This window comes from Paenibacillus montanisoli (assembly GCF_003268025.1).
Classification (GTDB): Bacteria; Bacillota; Bacilli; order Paenibacillales; family Paenibacillaceae; genus Paenibacillus_Z; species Paenibacillus_Z montanisoli.
On the sequence record NZ_QLUW01000001.1, the window covers coordinates 1,412,932 to 1,426,308 of the forward strand.

The 13,377-nt window shown below is 55.9% G+C and carries 14 protein-coding genes and 2 tRNA genes; 12 read left to right on the forward strand and 4 right to left on the reverse strand.

What is annotated here, in order from left to right:
• Positions 1-61: 61 nt before the first annotated feature.
• Positions 62-1,024, forward strand: coding sequence for a hypothetical protein (locus tag DL346_RS06255; RefSeq protein ID WP_112881170.1), 963 nt, complete (start codon positions 62-64; stop codon positions 1,022-1,024).
• Between the two features lie 56 nt (positions 1,025-1,080).
• Here DL346_RS06255 and rbsK read toward each other — a convergent pair whose 3' ends face one another.
• The 4 genes from rbsK to DL346_RS06275 form a co-directional block, all read right to left on the reverse strand.
• Positions 1,081-1,989: a ribokinase gene (rbsK, locus tag DL346_RS06260; protein ID WP_276311513.1), complete on the reverse strand. Its 909-nt coding sequence runs from the start codon at positions 1,987-1,989 to the stop codon at positions 1,081-1,083.
• Between the two features lie 171 nt (positions 1,990-2,160).
• Positions 2,161-2,237, reverse strand: a tRNA-Pro gene (locus tag DL346_RS06265).
• Between the two features lie 10 nt (positions 2,238-2,247).
• A tRNA-Thr gene (locus tag DL346_RS06270) sits at positions 2,248-2,323 on the reverse strand.
• A gap of 45 nt (positions 2,324-2,368) precedes the next feature.
• On the reverse strand, positions 2,369-2,863 hold the full coding sequence (locus DL346_RS06275; protein WP_112881171.1) for an N-acetyltransferase: 495 nt from the start codon (positions 2,861-2,863) through the stop codon (positions 2,369-2,371).
• A 148-nt stretch (positions 2,864-3,011) separates the two neighbouring features.
• Between DL346_RS06275 and DL346_RS06280 the strand changes: the two genes are divergently transcribed.
• From DL346_RS06280 to DL346_RS06325, 11 genes are all read left to right on the forward strand, one after another.
• Positions 3,012-4,379, forward strand: coding sequence for an aspartate aminotransferase family protein (locus DL346_RS06280; protein ID WP_112881172.1), 1,368 nt, complete (start codon positions 3,012-3,014; stop codon positions 4,377-4,379).
• A gap of 21 nt (positions 4,380-4,400) precedes the next feature.
• Positions 4,401-5,666 (forward strand): M20 family metallo-hydrolase, encoded by a 1,266-nt coding sequence (locus DL346_RS06285; protein WP_112881173.1) that lies wholly within the window; start codon positions 4,401-4,403, stop codon positions 5,664-5,666.
• 3 nt (positions 5,667-5,669) lie between these two features.
• Complete coding sequence (locus tag DL346_RS06290) at positions 5,670-7,022, forward strand: NAD(P)-dependent oxidoreductase (RefSeq protein WP_112881174.1); 1,353 nt, start codon at positions 5,670-5,672, stop codon at positions 7,020-7,022.
• A 17-nt stretch (positions 7,023-7,039) separates the two neighbouring features.
• Positions 7,040-8,314, forward strand: coding sequence for an NAD-dependent dihydropyrimidine dehydrogenase subunit PreA (gene preA / locus DL346_RS06295; RefSeq protein WP_112881175.1), 1,275 nt, complete (start codon positions 7,040-7,042; stop codon positions 8,312-8,314).
• A 3-nt stretch (positions 8,315-8,317) separates the two neighbouring features.
• The gene (gene hydA / locus DL346_RS06300) at positions 8,318-9,724 is read left to right on the forward strand and encodes a dihydropyrimidinase (protein WP_112881176.1); all 1,407 of its coding nucleotides are present in this window, start codon (positions 8,318-8,320) and stop codon (positions 9,722-9,724) included.
• Between the two features lie 7 nt (positions 9,725-9,731).
• Positions 9,732-9,941, forward strand: a complete 210-nt coding sequence (locus tag DL346_RS06305) for a hypothetical protein (protein ID WP_112881177.1) — start codon at positions 9,732-9,734, stop codon at positions 9,939-9,941.
• Between the two features lie 286 nt (positions 9,942-10,227).
• On the forward strand, positions 10,228-10,881 hold the full coding sequence (locus DL346_RS06310) for a DUF2238 domain-containing protein (protein WP_112881178.1): 654 nt from the start codon (positions 10,228-10,230) through the stop codon (positions 10,879-10,881).
• Between the two features lie 80 nt (positions 10,882-10,961).
• Positions 10,962-11,147, forward strand: coding sequence for a hypothetical protein (locus DL346_RS06315; RefSeq protein ID WP_112881179.1), 186 nt, complete (start codon positions 10,962-10,964; stop codon positions 11,145-11,147).
• A 37-nt stretch (positions 11,148-11,184) separates the two neighbouring features.
• Positions 11,185-11,334, forward strand: coding sequence for a hypothetical protein (locus DL346_RS28950; protein WP_165822305.1), 150 nt, complete (start codon positions 11,185-11,187; stop codon positions 11,332-11,334).
• A gap of 237 nt (positions 11,335-11,571) precedes the next feature.
• Complete coding sequence (locus tag DL346_RS06320) at positions 11,572-12,459, forward strand: phytanoyl-CoA dioxygenase family protein (protein ID WP_112881180.1); 888 nt, start codon at positions 11,572-11,574, stop codon at positions 12,457-12,459.
• A gap of 105 nt (positions 12,460-12,564) precedes the next feature.
• Positions 12,565-13,344: a helix-turn-helix domain-containing protein gene (locus DL346_RS06325; protein WP_165822392.1), complete on the forward strand. Its 780-nt coding sequence runs from the start codon at positions 12,565-12,567 to the stop codon at positions 13,342-13,344.
• The last annotated feature ends 33 nt before the right edge of the window (positions 13,345-13,377 follow it).

The following is a 13,377-nucleotide window of genomic DNA, read 5'->3' on the forward strand; positions in this document are numbered from 1 at the left end:
ACGAAAGGCGCATGTTTTGACTGTTACAGTTGCCCACTAAATCGAAGGAGAGTGTTTTGAAATGATGAATGCGAAGAAATGGACCGTTTCTGCAATTACTGCGCTTGTTCTAGTCGTTAACGCTGGTACCTTGCATGCTGCAAAAATTGGACCAAGCGTGAATCAACAGAAACAAAAGTACGCATCGCTTCGTGCAGAAGCGCAAGATATCCACAGCAATTCCGAAAAATTGTTCAATGAATACGAGCTTCTGTATAAATATAAGGATGCGGTTCCCCGCATGCTTTCGTTCCTTCACAGTCACATACGAGAGGTGACGTCTGAACATGCTACGGCGATGGTCGTGATGCTGGAAAGCGCGGTAACAAGGGATCGAATTACGATGGAGACGAAGTTTAGCAAGCCGTCGATTCAACTGAAGCTGCAGAAGCTTTACAGACCCGGAGACAGCATGTCGGCGTTGATTGATCGGACGAAGGACAAGGATTTGAAAATATTGCTTACAGCGACAGCGATAAGGGGCTTCAAGATCGAGACGGCTGAAGGTTATTATTTCCCCGTCGTGAATTACAAATTCTTCAGCCACTACAATCCGTTCGTCACAGCGGATATGGCTGCTTATGTAGGGCTGAAAACGGTCGAGACCGATTCGCCCGCAGTCAAGGATGGCGGGCTGCTAATCAGCTATTCGGCTATGATCAACCGCGTGCTTAGCTTCGAGAGCTTTCTGAAAAAGTATGACGGATCCAGCCACACCGATGAAGTGAAGGATATGATCCGCATCTATACCCAAATGACGTTCTATGGCGTACCGAACACGCCGCTTTTTGATCCTGCGACCAAGAAGCTGGCGCCGAATGCGAAGAAAGCGTTCGAGGCCATCCTTCAGTCAGGCAAAGCATCCTCCAGCACTTATTTAGCGAAGCTGCAAAAATTCATGGACGTTCTTAAGAAGAATGACTATAAGCGAACGAATGAAGTCGACAAGTTTCTGAAAGACAATATCAAAAATGTGCTTGGGTAAAACGAGAGCAGCAGCCGGTCGGCTGCTGCTCTCTTTCTTGTGTTCGAACAGGGATGTTAACTCAAATTTTGCATGGTCGGCATGCCGTCCTGCGCGCCGAACACGGTCACGGAGTAAGAGGCTGCCTTGACGGCGAGCGGCAGCGTTTGCTCCAGCGTCCAGCCGCTGGCGATGCCGAAGCAAAGCGCCGCATTGAACGAATCGCCGGCGCCTGTCGTATCGACCACCTGGACGATCGGGGCGGGGACGGTGACGATGCCGTCCGCGGTTGCGCACGATATGCCATGCTTTCCGCGCGTGACGATGAGCGTCTGTCCCGGGAAGCGATGCTGCCAAGCCTTCATATGCTCGAACAGCTGCTCCTCAGACGCGATCGATGTGCCGCAATATAGCTCAAATTCCGTTTCATTCGGCGTGAAATAATCGGCCAGCCCTATTTGCTCATCCGTCAGAGGCAGGGCAGGGGCTGGATTTAGCACCGTGCGCACGCCGGATTCGCGGGCGATCCGCAGGGCGGCTTCAACGGCCGGCATCGGGATTTCGAGCTGGACGATCAGTACGTCCGACTGGCGGATAAGCTCTTTATGCGCCGCAATACTGTCAGCCGAATTGTGTCCGTTCGCGCCGGGGACAATGACGATGCAATTATCCTCGGGCGTGTGCATGATCGTTGCCGTACCCGTCGAAGTCCCTTCCAGCACCGAAATCGCCCCGGTTCGCACGCCGAAGCCGTCCATGCGCGTCATAATTTCAGTGCCAAAGGCATCGCCGCCCACGGCGCCGATCATGTTGACTTCGGCGCCTAGCCGGGCGCAGCCGACCGCCTGGTTCGCGCCTTTTCCTCCGGAAATATAATGAATTTCCTCGCCTTGGACGGTTTCCCCGACCTTCGGCATCCGCTTCATTTTCAAAACCAGATCCATATTCAAACTTCCGGCCACCGTTATCTTGGGCTGCTTTGCCACCACTTAGTCATCCTTTCGAGCGAAGGTGATTGATGTAACCGTTTCTATCATTTCCTGAATATAGCATGTGCCAAAATCAGCCGTCAATGCACGAAAACGAACCAAAAAGAAGCCCGAGCAACCGCTCGAGCTTCTTCTCTTCATCTATTCTAGTCTTTCATTATGTACAAATGGTCGGGACGACACGATTTGAACATGCGACCCCCTGGTCCCAAACCAGGTGCTCTACCAAGCTGAGCTACGTCCCGTTTAAGAAAGTGGTGCCGGCGATAGGAGTCGAACCCACGACCTACTGATTACAAGTCAGTTGCTCTACCAACTGAGCTACACCGGCGTTTTTTCCCAAACACAAGACGTATCTTACCACATCATTTTTAATTTATGCAAGTCCTTTTTTAGAAATTTCATGTCGGTTTTCTTGCAGCATTGTATTGACCCACAGGAGGTTGTACTGCTCGTCGATCGAGAACCCGAATTTCGTGTAAAAATGACGCAGCCTCGCGCAATGCTCCCGATGTTCAGCCTGCTGCATGCGGCCGTCAATGAAGCGGATGCGTTCCTGAATCGCGCGCTCGAGCAGCTGCTCCATCATGATCGTCCCGTAGCCGCGGTTGATTTTATCGCCGAGAATGCGAATGTACTGCAGGCGCCATGCCTGCCCGCCTTCCAAGGGGCTGATATACATATGAAGGTCGTTCACATGGCGCTTGGTTGCCATGCCGGACTCAAATACGATGCGCGCATGGATGTCCAATCCACCGCGGGGGGAGTACAGAATGACCGTATCGCCTTGACTGGCCGGGACAATCCGGTGCACAAAACAATCCTCGCTCGTCAGCAGCTTCAATTGCGTATGAATGCAGTCTTCGGTCATCGATAACCGCCTCCCGGGTGACATTTAAGCGCTTCCGTATGTACATCTTATTTACCCAGCTTTGAAGAAATGACAACCTGTTGCCATAAGCAAGAGCACGGCCGAATATGCTGAATTAAGGCTTAGTTTGAGGCGAAGGGGTGGGGAAATGAGTGGCGGGCAACCGGCAAACCGCGCGGAGGAGCTGCTTTCGAAAGACCGTAAATATGTGTGGCATCACATCTCGCCTCATAATGACAATCCGCTGATTTTCGTGTCCGGCGAGGGCTGCTGGGTGAAGGATGCGGAAGGAAAAAGGTACTTTGACGGCATGTCGGGGCTGTGGTGCGTCAATGTCGGCCATGGGAGAGAGTCGATCGCGAAGGCTGCTTACGAGCAGATGAGGACCATCGCGTACTCGCCTATGATGCAGGCGCATATCCCGGCAATCGAGTTGGCCGAGAAGATCAACGAATGGCTGGGAGGAGACTACCGCATCTTCTTTTCCAACTCCGGCTCGGATGCAAATGAAGTAGCTTTCAAGATTGCGAGGCAGCATTTTCATCAGAACGGCGAGCCGACCCGCCATAAATTCATTGCCCGGCACCGCGCTTACCACGGCAGCTCTTTCGGCGCGCTGAGCGCGACCGGCCAGGCGCAGCGCAAGCTCAAATACGAGCCGCTCGGCGCCGGCTTCGAGCATGTCCCGCCTCCCTACTGCTACAGGTGTCCGTTTGGACAAACCTATGGCAGCTGCAAGCTGGAATGCGCCGAGGCGATTGAGGACGCGATCAATTGGGAGGGTGCCGATTCCGTTGCCGGCGTCATCATGGAGCCGGCAATAACCGGCGGCGGCATTATCGTCCCGCCTCCGGAATATTTGACGAAGGTGCGCGACATTTGCGACAAGCACGGCGTCCTGCTCATTATCGACGAGGTCATCTGCGGCTTCGGGCGCTCGGGCGAGCGGTTCGGCCATCGCAACTTCGGCGTGAAGCCGGACATCGTAACGATGGCCAAGGGTCTCACCAGCGGATACTCGCCGCTTTCGGCAACTGCGGTGCGCGCGGACCTGTACGAAAGCTTCAAGAGCAAGGAAGCGAACAGCCATTTCAGACACGTGAATACGTTCGGGGGCAACCAAGTGTCATGTGCAGTGGCTTTAGCGAATCTAGCGATTCTGGAGGAGGAACGGCTTGTAGAACGGTCCGCCTTCATCGGGCAGGAACTGAGCCGGCGGTTCCAGGTGCTGCTTTCGCATCCGAATGTCGGGGATATCCGTTCGTTCGGCTCCGCGATCGGCATTGAGCTGGTGGAGGACCAGACCTCCAAGAAGCCGGCAGCGGCGGACAAAGTGCTGAAGGTGATCGCAGAATGCAAGAGCCGCGGCTTGCTCGTTGGGAAGAATGGCGATACGGTGCCCGGCTTCAATAACATCATCACGCTCAGCCCTCCGTTCGTAGCTTCGGATGACGAGCTTGATTTTGTGGCACGGACCGTAATTGCCGCCATAGCGGCGCTCGGCAGTTCATCGTAAACGGTGGAGGAGTGAACGGATATGACAGCGTCAAGTGGCTTGACGATCAATCGGGAACGGCTGCATCGCCGGATCGAGGAATTGGCGCAAATCGGCAAGCTGGGCGATACCGGCGTATGCCGGCTCGCGCTGTCGCCGGAGGATTTGCAAGGGGTGCTGCTGGTCAAAGAATGGATGGAGGACGCCGGGCTGCAGACCCGCATCGATGCGTTCGGCAATCTGATCGGCTGGCTGGATGGCAAGGATGCCGGCAAGCCGCTGCTAATGGCCGGCTCGCATATCGATTCGCAGCCATATGGCGGGCGGTACGACGGCGTCATCGGCGTGCTTGGCGCGCTGGAGGCCGCTCAGACGATGGCGGAGCATGGCATTGTGCCGGAGATGCCGATTGAAATCGTCGCCTTCTGCGACGAAGAAGGATGCCGTTTCAACAAAGGACTGTTCGGCGTCCGCGGCATAACCGGAAAACTTGAGGAGGGGGAGTTGGATCGGACGGACGCGTCCGGCGTGACCAGGCGCGAAGCGCTTCTCTCCTTTGGCGGCGACCCGGACAGGTTCGACGCGGCCAAATACGCACCAGGCGCAATCGGGGCGTTTCTGGAGCTGCACATCGAGCAAGGGCCCGTACTTGAAGCGCTGGGCCGTCCGGTCGGCATCGTCAGCGGCATTTCCGGCCCGCTCTGGCTGACGGTTGAGATGACAGGCTTTGCCGGGCATGCCGGCTCCGTGCCGATGCCGATGCGCAAGGATGCCCTTGTCGGGGCTGCCCATGCCATCATCGCGCTCAATGATCTTGCCCGGTCCGTGCCGGGCGCGCCGACGGTCGGAACGGTCGGCTCCTTGACGGTATTCCCGAACTCGCGAAACATCATCCCGGAGAAGGTCACCTTTACCGTCGATCTGCGGGACATCGACATGGTGCGCAGGGACGTGAGGGAGGCTCAGTTTAGGCGCATGCTGGCCGATATCGCGGTGAAGTACGGTTTGACGTACATGGTGCGCGAGGACACGAACAGCGAAGCAAGGTATTGCGCGGAGCGGATCAAGGCCGTCATGCGGACGGAGTCGGCTGGACTGCTTGACCAAGTGCCGCCGGAGCTGATGAGCGGGCCTTTCCACGATTCGCTTGCGATGTCGCAAGTGTGCGATTACGGCATGATCTTCGTCCGGTGCAAGGACGGCATCAGCCATAATCCGTTGGAATACGCGGCGCCTCGCGACATCGAGCTTGGCGCGGAGCTGCTGTACCGCACGATGGTGCGTTTATCGACGGGAGAGGGGGGATGAGCCATGTTTATATCCGCTGAAGCTCTTAGGCGCAATTTCGCCGAGGTGAAAGCGGGCATGCGGCCGAAGGAAGCGATCGAAGAGTCCAACCGCTGCCTCTATTGCTATGACGCGCCCTGCATCCAGGCTTGTCCCACGGGCATTAACATTCCGTCCTTCATCAAAAAAATCGCGACGGGCAACCTGACCGGCTCAGCCCGTACGATCATGGACGCCAACCCCGTCGGGGCGAGCTGCGCGCGCGTCTGCCCGACGGAGGAGCTCTGCGAAGGGGCGTGCGTGCTCAATCACTCGTCCAAGCCGATACGGATCGGCGATTTGCAGCGCTATGCGACTGATTGGGCGATAAAGAACGAGCAGCGGCTCTTTGCCGCGGGGGCTCGAATCGGCCGCTCCGTTGCGGTCGTCGGCGGCGGTCCGGCGGGCTTGTCCGCGGCGCGCGAGCTAGCCCGGTTCGGCTTTGACGTGACCGTGTTTGAAGCCAGGGCGCAGGCGGGCGGTTTGAATACGTACGGCATCGTCTCTTTTCGGCTGCCGCAGCCGATCTCGCTTTGGGAGGTTGAGCAGATCCGGGGGCTCGGCGTCGATATTCGGACAAACACGGCGGTCGGCAGAGATGTCACGGCTGAGGAGCTCTTGAACGGCTATGATGCGGTTCTGCTCGCCGCGGGCATGTCGAAGGTGCCTATGCTCGGCATTCCCGGCGAGGAGCTGGAAGGCGTTTACGATGCCATTGAACTGGTAGAGGGGACCAAAATCTCGCTCAGCCCTGAGCTGGGCGGCCGGCATGTAGCCGTCATCGGCGCCGGCAATACCGCGATCGACGCGGCGACGTGCGCGGTTCGCATGGGGGCGGTGCATGTGGAAATTTGCTACCGGCGCACGCAGCAGGAGATGACCGCCTATGAGTTCGAATACGAATTCGCGAAGAGCGACGGCGTTGCGTTCCGCTGGTTGACCGCGCCGCAGCGTATCATCGGGGACGAGAACGGACGCGTGAAGGCGATCGAATGCATCCGAATGAAGCTGGAACCATCTCCGGACGGCGGGCGAGCGAGGCCCGTGCCCGTGCCGGGCAGCGAATTCGTGATCGAAGCGAATGCGGTCGTCAAGGCGATCGGGCAGAAGCGGCACGTACAGCTGATCGACCAGTTCGGCCTCGCGCACTCGCGAGGCATCGTATCGGTCGATCCTGCGACTTATCAAACCTCGAATCCGCGGATTTACGCGGCGGGCGACATTATTTTCGGCGATGGGCAAGGGGAAGCGATGGTCGTGTCGGCTGCGCAGCAGGGCAAGCTGGCCGCTTACGCCATTTACAAGCAGCTTGCGGCCGCAGGCGTCTCTAATCCATAGGGAAGGAGGGCATTCCGATGGCTGATTTGCGTATCAATCTAGCAGGAATCGAGTCGCCGAACCCGTTCTGGCTCGCATCCGCTCCGCCTACGAATACCGGGTACCAGGTACAGCGGGCGTTCGAAGCGGGATGGGGAGGGGCTGTGTGGAAAACGCTCGGCGACCCGATCATCAACACGTCCTCCCGGTTCGCAGCCGTCCATTATAATGGGCAGCGGGTCGCTGGCTTCAATAATATCGAACTGATCACCGATCGGCCGCTGGAAGTCAATTTGAAGGAAATCGCCGAGACGAAGAAACGGTTTCCCGACCGGGCGCTCGTCGCGTCGCTCATGGTGGAACCGAAGCGGGAGAAATGGCATGAAATCGTGAAGAAGGTGGAAGCGGTCGGCGTCGACGGTCTGGAGCTGAACTTCGGCTGTCCGCACGGGATGGCGGAACGCGGCATGGGCTCCGCTTCGGGACAGCAGCCGGATCTGGTCGAGAAGCAGACCTATTGGGCTAAGGAAGCGGCGCGCACGCCGGTGATCGTCAAGCTGACGCCGAACATCACCGATATTACCGCGACGGCGGCGGCGGCGGTGAAGGGCTGCGCCGATGCGATTTCGCTCATCAACACCATCAATTCGCTCGCCGGGGTGGACCTGGACAGCTGGAACACGATTCCGCATGTCGGCGGCAAAGGTTCGCACGGCGGCTATTGCGGCCCTGCAGTCAAGCCGATCGCGCTGAACATGGTGGCGGAATGCGCGCGCAATGCCCGCATTGACGTCCCGATCTCCGGCATCGGCGGCATTTCCGACTGGCGCGATGCGGTCGAATTCATGCTGATGGGCGCAACTGGCGTGCAAGTATGCACAGCCGTCATGCACCATGGCTTCCGGATCATTGAGGATATGCTGGACGGCTTGAATACGTATTTGGATCGCAAGGGCATCGCGCGGGTCGGCGAGCTGACCGGCCGCTCGGTGGAGCGTTACACGGAATGGGGCAACTTGGACCTGAATTATGCGGTTACGGCGAGAATCGATACGGAGACTTGCATTTCGTGCAATAAATGCTATATCGCCTGCGAGGATACGGCTCACCAGTGCATTGACCGGTTAACGGATGCCGAAGGCCGCAGCTATTTGAAGGTGCGGGAGGAGGACTGCGTCGGCTGCAACTTGTGCGCGATCGTCTGTCCCGTGGAAGGCGCCATCGAGATGGTCGAGCAGCCTTCCGCGCTCGGCTCGATGACCTGGAACGAACGACAAGCGGCGATCGCGTCGCTCAAACGGAAGGAGGCATAAGCCATGTCGGCCAAACTCATTCAAGGAGGAACCATCGTCACGGCTTCCGACATCTGCCGAGCGGACCTGCTCATTGAGAACGGCGTCGTCGCTGCCATTGGCGAGAACCTGCAGCGCTTGGCGCCGCAAGCTGAAATCATCGATGCATCCGGCTGCTATCTGTTCCCCGGCGGGGTCGATCCGCATACGCATCTCGATATGCCGTTCGGCGGCACGATTACGGCGGATGACTTCGAGACCGGGACAACTGCCGCCGCATACGGCGGGACTACGACGATTATCGATTTCTGCCTGACGGACAAAGGAAAGCCGCTAAGCGGCGCCATTCGTACCTGGCACGACAAAGCGCGTTCGAAGGCCGTCATCGATTACGGCTTCCATCTCATGATCGGCGAGATTACGGATGACGTGCTTGCGGAGCTGCCCGCCGTAATCAATGACGAGGGGATCACCTCGTTCAAGGTGTTTATGGCGTACAAGAACGTGCTGCAAGCCGATGACGGTACCCTCTACCGCACGCTGCTCAGCGCGAAGGAGCACGGGGCGCTCGTTATGGTGCATGCCGAGAACGGCGATGTCATCGATTATTTGATTAAGCAGGCGCTGGCGGAAGGGCATACGGAGCCGATTTACCATGCGCTTACAAGGCCGTCCGTGCTGGAGGGCGAAGCGACGGGCCGTGCCGTGAGGCTGACGGGGCTAGCCGATTCGCAGCTGTATGTCGTTCATGTGACGTGCGAGGAAGCCGTGCGGCAAATCGCGGACGGGCGCATGGAAGGGCTGCGGATTTGGGGAGAGACCTGCCCGCAGTATTTGCTGCTCGACATCACCTGCTTGGAGAAGCCTGAATTCGAGGGCGCAAAATATGTCTGGTCACCGCCGCTGCGGGCGCGCGAGCATCAAGAGGTGCTGTGGAACGCGCTGAAGACCGGGCAGCTGCAGACGGTCGGTTCGGATCAATGCTCGTTCAACTTCAAAGGCCAGAAGGAGCTGGGGGCAGCCGACTTCAGCAAAATCCCGAACGGCGGGCCGATCATCGAGGACCGCTTCAGCCTGCTCTTTTCGGAAGGCGTCGGCAAAGGGAGGCTGACGCTGAATCAGTTCGTCGACGTCATCTCGACCCGGGCGGCGAAGCTGTTCGGCATTTTCCCGCAGAAAGGGACGATCGCCGTCGGCAGCGATGCGGACATCGTGATTTTCGATCCGTCCGTGAGCCGAACCCTATCCGCCGCGACCCATCACATGAACGTCGATTACAACCCGTTCGAAGGCACCGAAGTGTCGGGCGTGCCGGTTTCGGTCCTGAGTCGCGGCGAATTCGTAATCCGGGATCGGAAGTTTGTCGGGCAGCCCGGATGCGGCCGCTATTTGCGGCGCGGCAAATATGGAAGCACAGCGGAGAGCAGGTGAGGGAGGCATGTCGGAATATAAGGAGTTTCTTGAGGAGAAGGCGGCGATTGACGGCTATTTGGAGCAGGGGTACCGCATCGTGAACGTCATCGAGGATCTTAGCGGGGATCAGCTTCAGCTTGCGCCGCCGGAAGCGGACGGTTATCCGGTCACGCTGCATCTGCGCAACGCCAACGCCCGCAAATATTGGACGTCAAGGCTGCTGGCGAATGGGTAACAGACGAATCGAATAAATTCCGCATATTGAGAAGGAACCGGGTCCTCTCATTGGTTCGTGTCTGCGGAATTCCGCCTAAGAGAGGGAACAGATCCCTCTCTTAGGCTCGTTTCGGCGAATTTCGCAAAAGAGAAAGGGAACAGGTCCCTCTCTCTTTCGGTTCCTTACTTCTCGTCGCCGTATATAAACGGTAAAGCCGAAACAGTAATCCTCAATGAACTAGTCCGGGGATGGATTTTAAGCGAATAGCATGTTTTCTTTTAGCATAAAGGGGAATAACGAATACATGAAGTACCATCACATTAGCTGGGCGGGAATCGGGATCATGTCGGATTGGAATAGAAAGCAGCGCTTAAATGACGTTTTCGAAATTGCCTTGTACCTCGTAAGCGGCTTTTGCATTGTTTATTTTATGATTAAAAGCCAATATCCCAAAGCGATTCAAGGCATCCTGATTATTTTGGTTTTGCTTTTCATACGAGGTTTGGTCAAATGGACGCAAAGCGAGTTGTTTCCGGCTCTCCGTTTATCTGTATTGTTTTTTATTGCTTTGGCCATGCTCTTCGCCAACTTGTTCGGGTTGTACGGCGTCATCCCATACTTGGATAAAATCGAGCACCTGCTCTCCGGCATCATACTTTGTTTTATCGGACTTTTGATCATACGGAAAATGATTCGTAAACATAGATTAAACGGATTCCCTTCCCCAATCGCTATTTGGTTTGCTTTAAACTTCGCCGTGGCTATGGCAGGTTGCTGGGAAATATGGGAGTTCGCCACCGACCGGTTGTTTGGACTTTCAAGCCAGTTTGGCTTGACTGATACGATGGTTGATATCATCTGCGGAACCATAGGCGCCGCAGGTACTTCATGTTATTTGGCTCGTAAAGCCAAAAGACATCCGCTGTCCATATTATCTGTTGACGAAAACAAGGGATGATGTCTGTGTCATTTATAGTACATATTTTTATCTATAGATGGGAAAAATACCTCAGATTCAATTAATTGGAGGCGTATGCAATGTCTGAAACTAATCGAAACCAAAATAGTATTCCTGAGAACGCAGCGAACGCTGTAAGAAATGGTCTGCAGTCCGCAACAAATTATGTACAGAACGCCGTGGAAAATGCAGTTGAAACAACGCAAGATGCGACGCAAAATCTAGTGAACAATGTGATCAACCAAAAAAATAAAGAAAACAAATAATCGCCTCAGAGACTATAGAAAAGGATGGTGATAAGTATTGGAAACACAATCAAAGCATGAACCAACCATTGCCCCAGGAATGAACGATCGTGAAGAGTTAGAAGAAAAAGCAACCGAGAATGAGATAAAGTCTGGTGACTCAACGATGGTAACGCAGCTTTATCTGGATAGAACACCTGATAAATAATATGTGGTTTTAAAATCATAGTAACTTGTCCGGCGACACAAACATGAGTGCATTACGATCCCCTTAATATGGGGATTTTTTTAATGTCACACACTGTCTTTTGTTTTAGAGTAGTATAAGTTCGTTCGTACTTCCTTGCTTTTTTGCATAAATGTTAAAGCGGTTTCAGCAAAGACAGGTCTGCCCCGAATTCTTTATACTACAACTATGACACACCATATTCGGGAGGCGAGAAGCATGACTGTTAAGGTGAAAATGGGCGAAATCGAGCTGGAGATGAACGGCCCTTATATGACGGAGCTAAGAGAGTCGAACGATATTCTTGATGACGAGGCGGCGCTTCGCGAGCGGCTGAAGGAGGACGGCTACCTGTTCATCCGGGGCTTACATGACCGCGCGAAGGTGCAGCAGGCGCGGCTTGCTTTTCTGAAGAGGATGGAGGGGCAAGGGAAGCTGATGCCGGGCATGGCGCTGGAGGACGGCATTATTAACGGAGATAACAAAGCTGCCGGCTTCCTGGGCAGCGAGAACCAGCCGCAAGAGCTGATGGACGTCGTCAACAGCGCGTCCACGATGGGCTTCTTCGAACGGTTTCTTGGCGGCGAGTGCATTACGTATGACTACAAATGGATACGCGCCGTCGAGACCGGCGGGTTTACCGGGGCGCATTACGACATCGTTTACATGGGGCGCGGCACCAAGAATTTGTACACGTTATGGACGCCGATGGACGACATCCCGTATGAGCTTGGCGGCCTTGCCATTTTGCTCGGCTCCCAGCACTTCGACCGCATCCGGGAAACGTACGGGCAGATGGACGTCGACCGCGACCGCGTTGACGGCTGGTTTTCCTCGGATCCGCTCGAGCTGATCAACAAGTACGGCGGACGGTGGGCAACGGCGGAATTCCGCGCCGGGGACGCGCTTATATTCGGCATGTATACGATGCATGCTTCGCTCACGAATCAAACGAACCGCTACCGGTTCAGCGCGGATACGCGGTATCAACTCAAATCCGAGCCGGTCGACGAGCGCTGGATCGGCGCGAAGCCGAAAGGCCATTACGCTTGGCATTCCGGTCCGACGACGAGCATGGAGGATGCCCGGGCAAAGTGGGGCGTATAAATAAGTTTGGAGCCTTTCGCCGCTGCAGCCGCGAAAGGCTCTTTCTTGTCTTTCTCTCCTATGGTAAATTAGGGTAAGGCTGTAAAGAGGAGTGAGATGCGCAACATGTCAGGTCCGCATGTAAAAGGCTCTCTTGTCGTACACGGAAGCGGATGGATCATGGGGCCGCATGTTCACTCGTCCTTAGAGGTTTCCGTCGTGCTGGAAGGCCGGGGAAGCTTTAGCTGCGCCGGCAAAGACTATCCTTTGGAAGCCGGCAATGTCATTCTAATTCCTCCAGAACTAACGCATGATTACGCCAGCATGACCGATATTCGGTTTGCGGTCATCGAGGCCACCCGTATGCCGGAGCCGACGGTAAGCCTGTTTCATCGACTCGCGCCTCTGGATGAGCCGCGCATCTTGATGCTCTCCCCGATGGCGCTCGAACAGTACGAGGGGTTGTATCGGCAGTGGCTTCGGATGATCTCCCAGCCGCTGCAGGACGAGACAAGATGCTATACGACCTGGATGGATCTTCTGCTGCTCTTTCTGCTGCAGCATCAAAGCAGCGGTAGTTTGAGCTTGTCTGTAGCGGCCTCGGCCGATGTTATCCGCTCCAGCGTAAGCTCCGAAATTTCGATCAGCGCGCTCGCGAAGCGGTGCGGGCTGTCCGAATCGGCGTACCGGGCCTCATTTAAAGAAGCGTATGGCGTATCGCCCAAGCAGTACCAGCAGCAATGCCGGATCGAAGAGGCCAAATGGCTGCTTCGTTCCACGAGCAGGCCTATTCAGCTCATCGGCGAGCAGGTCGGATTTACGACGATCCACTCCTTCAGCGCCTGGTTTCAGAAGAAGGAAGGCGCATCGCCGACGGATTGGCGCAAGATGCAGCAGGGTCTTTAGCCTGCACGGCAGCAAGAATGAAAATATTGAAAC

Excerpts from the sequence above, each read along its gene's own strand:
- DL346_RS06255 (WP_112881170.1), top strand. The coding sequence starts at position 62 with ATGATGAATGCGAAGAAATGGACCGTTTCTGCAATTACTGCGCTTGTT.
- DL346_RS06275 (WP_112881171.1), bottom strand. The coding sequence starts at position 2,863 with ATGACCGAAGACTGCATTCATACGCAATTGAAGCTGCTGACGAGCGAG.
- DL346_RS06280 (WP_112881172.1), top strand. The coding sequence starts at position 3,012 with ATGAGTGGCGGGCAACCGGCAAACCGCGCGGAGGAGCTGCTTTCGAAA.
- DL346_RS06285 (WP_112881173.1), top strand. The coding sequence starts at position 4,401 with ATGACAGCGTCAAGTGGCTTGACGATCAATCGGGAACGGCTGCATCGC.
- DL346_RS06290 (WP_112881174.1), top strand. The coding sequence starts at position 5,670 with ATGTTTATATCCGCTGAAGCTCTTAGGCGCAATTTCGCCGAGGTGAAA.
- preA (WP_112881175.1), top strand. The coding sequence starts at position 7,040 with ATGGCTGATTTGCGTATCAATCTAGCAGGAATCGAGTCGCCGAACCCG.
- hydA (WP_112881176.1), top strand. The coding sequence starts at position 8,318 with ATGTCGGCCAAACTCATTCAAGGAGGAACCATCGTCACGGCTTCCGAC.
- DL346_RS06305 (WP_112881177.1), top strand. The coding sequence starts at position 9,732 with ATGTCGGAATATAAGGAGTTTCTTGAGGAGAAGGCGGCGATTGACGGC.
- DL346_RS06310 (WP_112881178.1), top strand. The coding sequence starts at position 10,228 with ATGAAGTACCATCACATTAGCTGGGCGGGAATCGGGATCATGTCGGAT.
- DL346_RS06315 (WP_112881179.1), top strand. The coding sequence starts at position 10,962 with ATGTCTGAAACTAATCGAAACCAAAATAGTATTCCTGAGAACGCAGCG.
- DL346_RS06320 (WP_112881180.1), top strand. The coding sequence starts at position 11,572 with ATGACTGTTAAGGTGAAAATGGGCGAAATCGAGCTGGAGATGAACGGC.
- DL346_RS06325 (WP_165822392.1), top strand. The coding sequence starts at position 12,565 with ATGTCAGGTCCGCATGTAAAAGGCTCTCTTGTCGTACACGGAAGCGGA.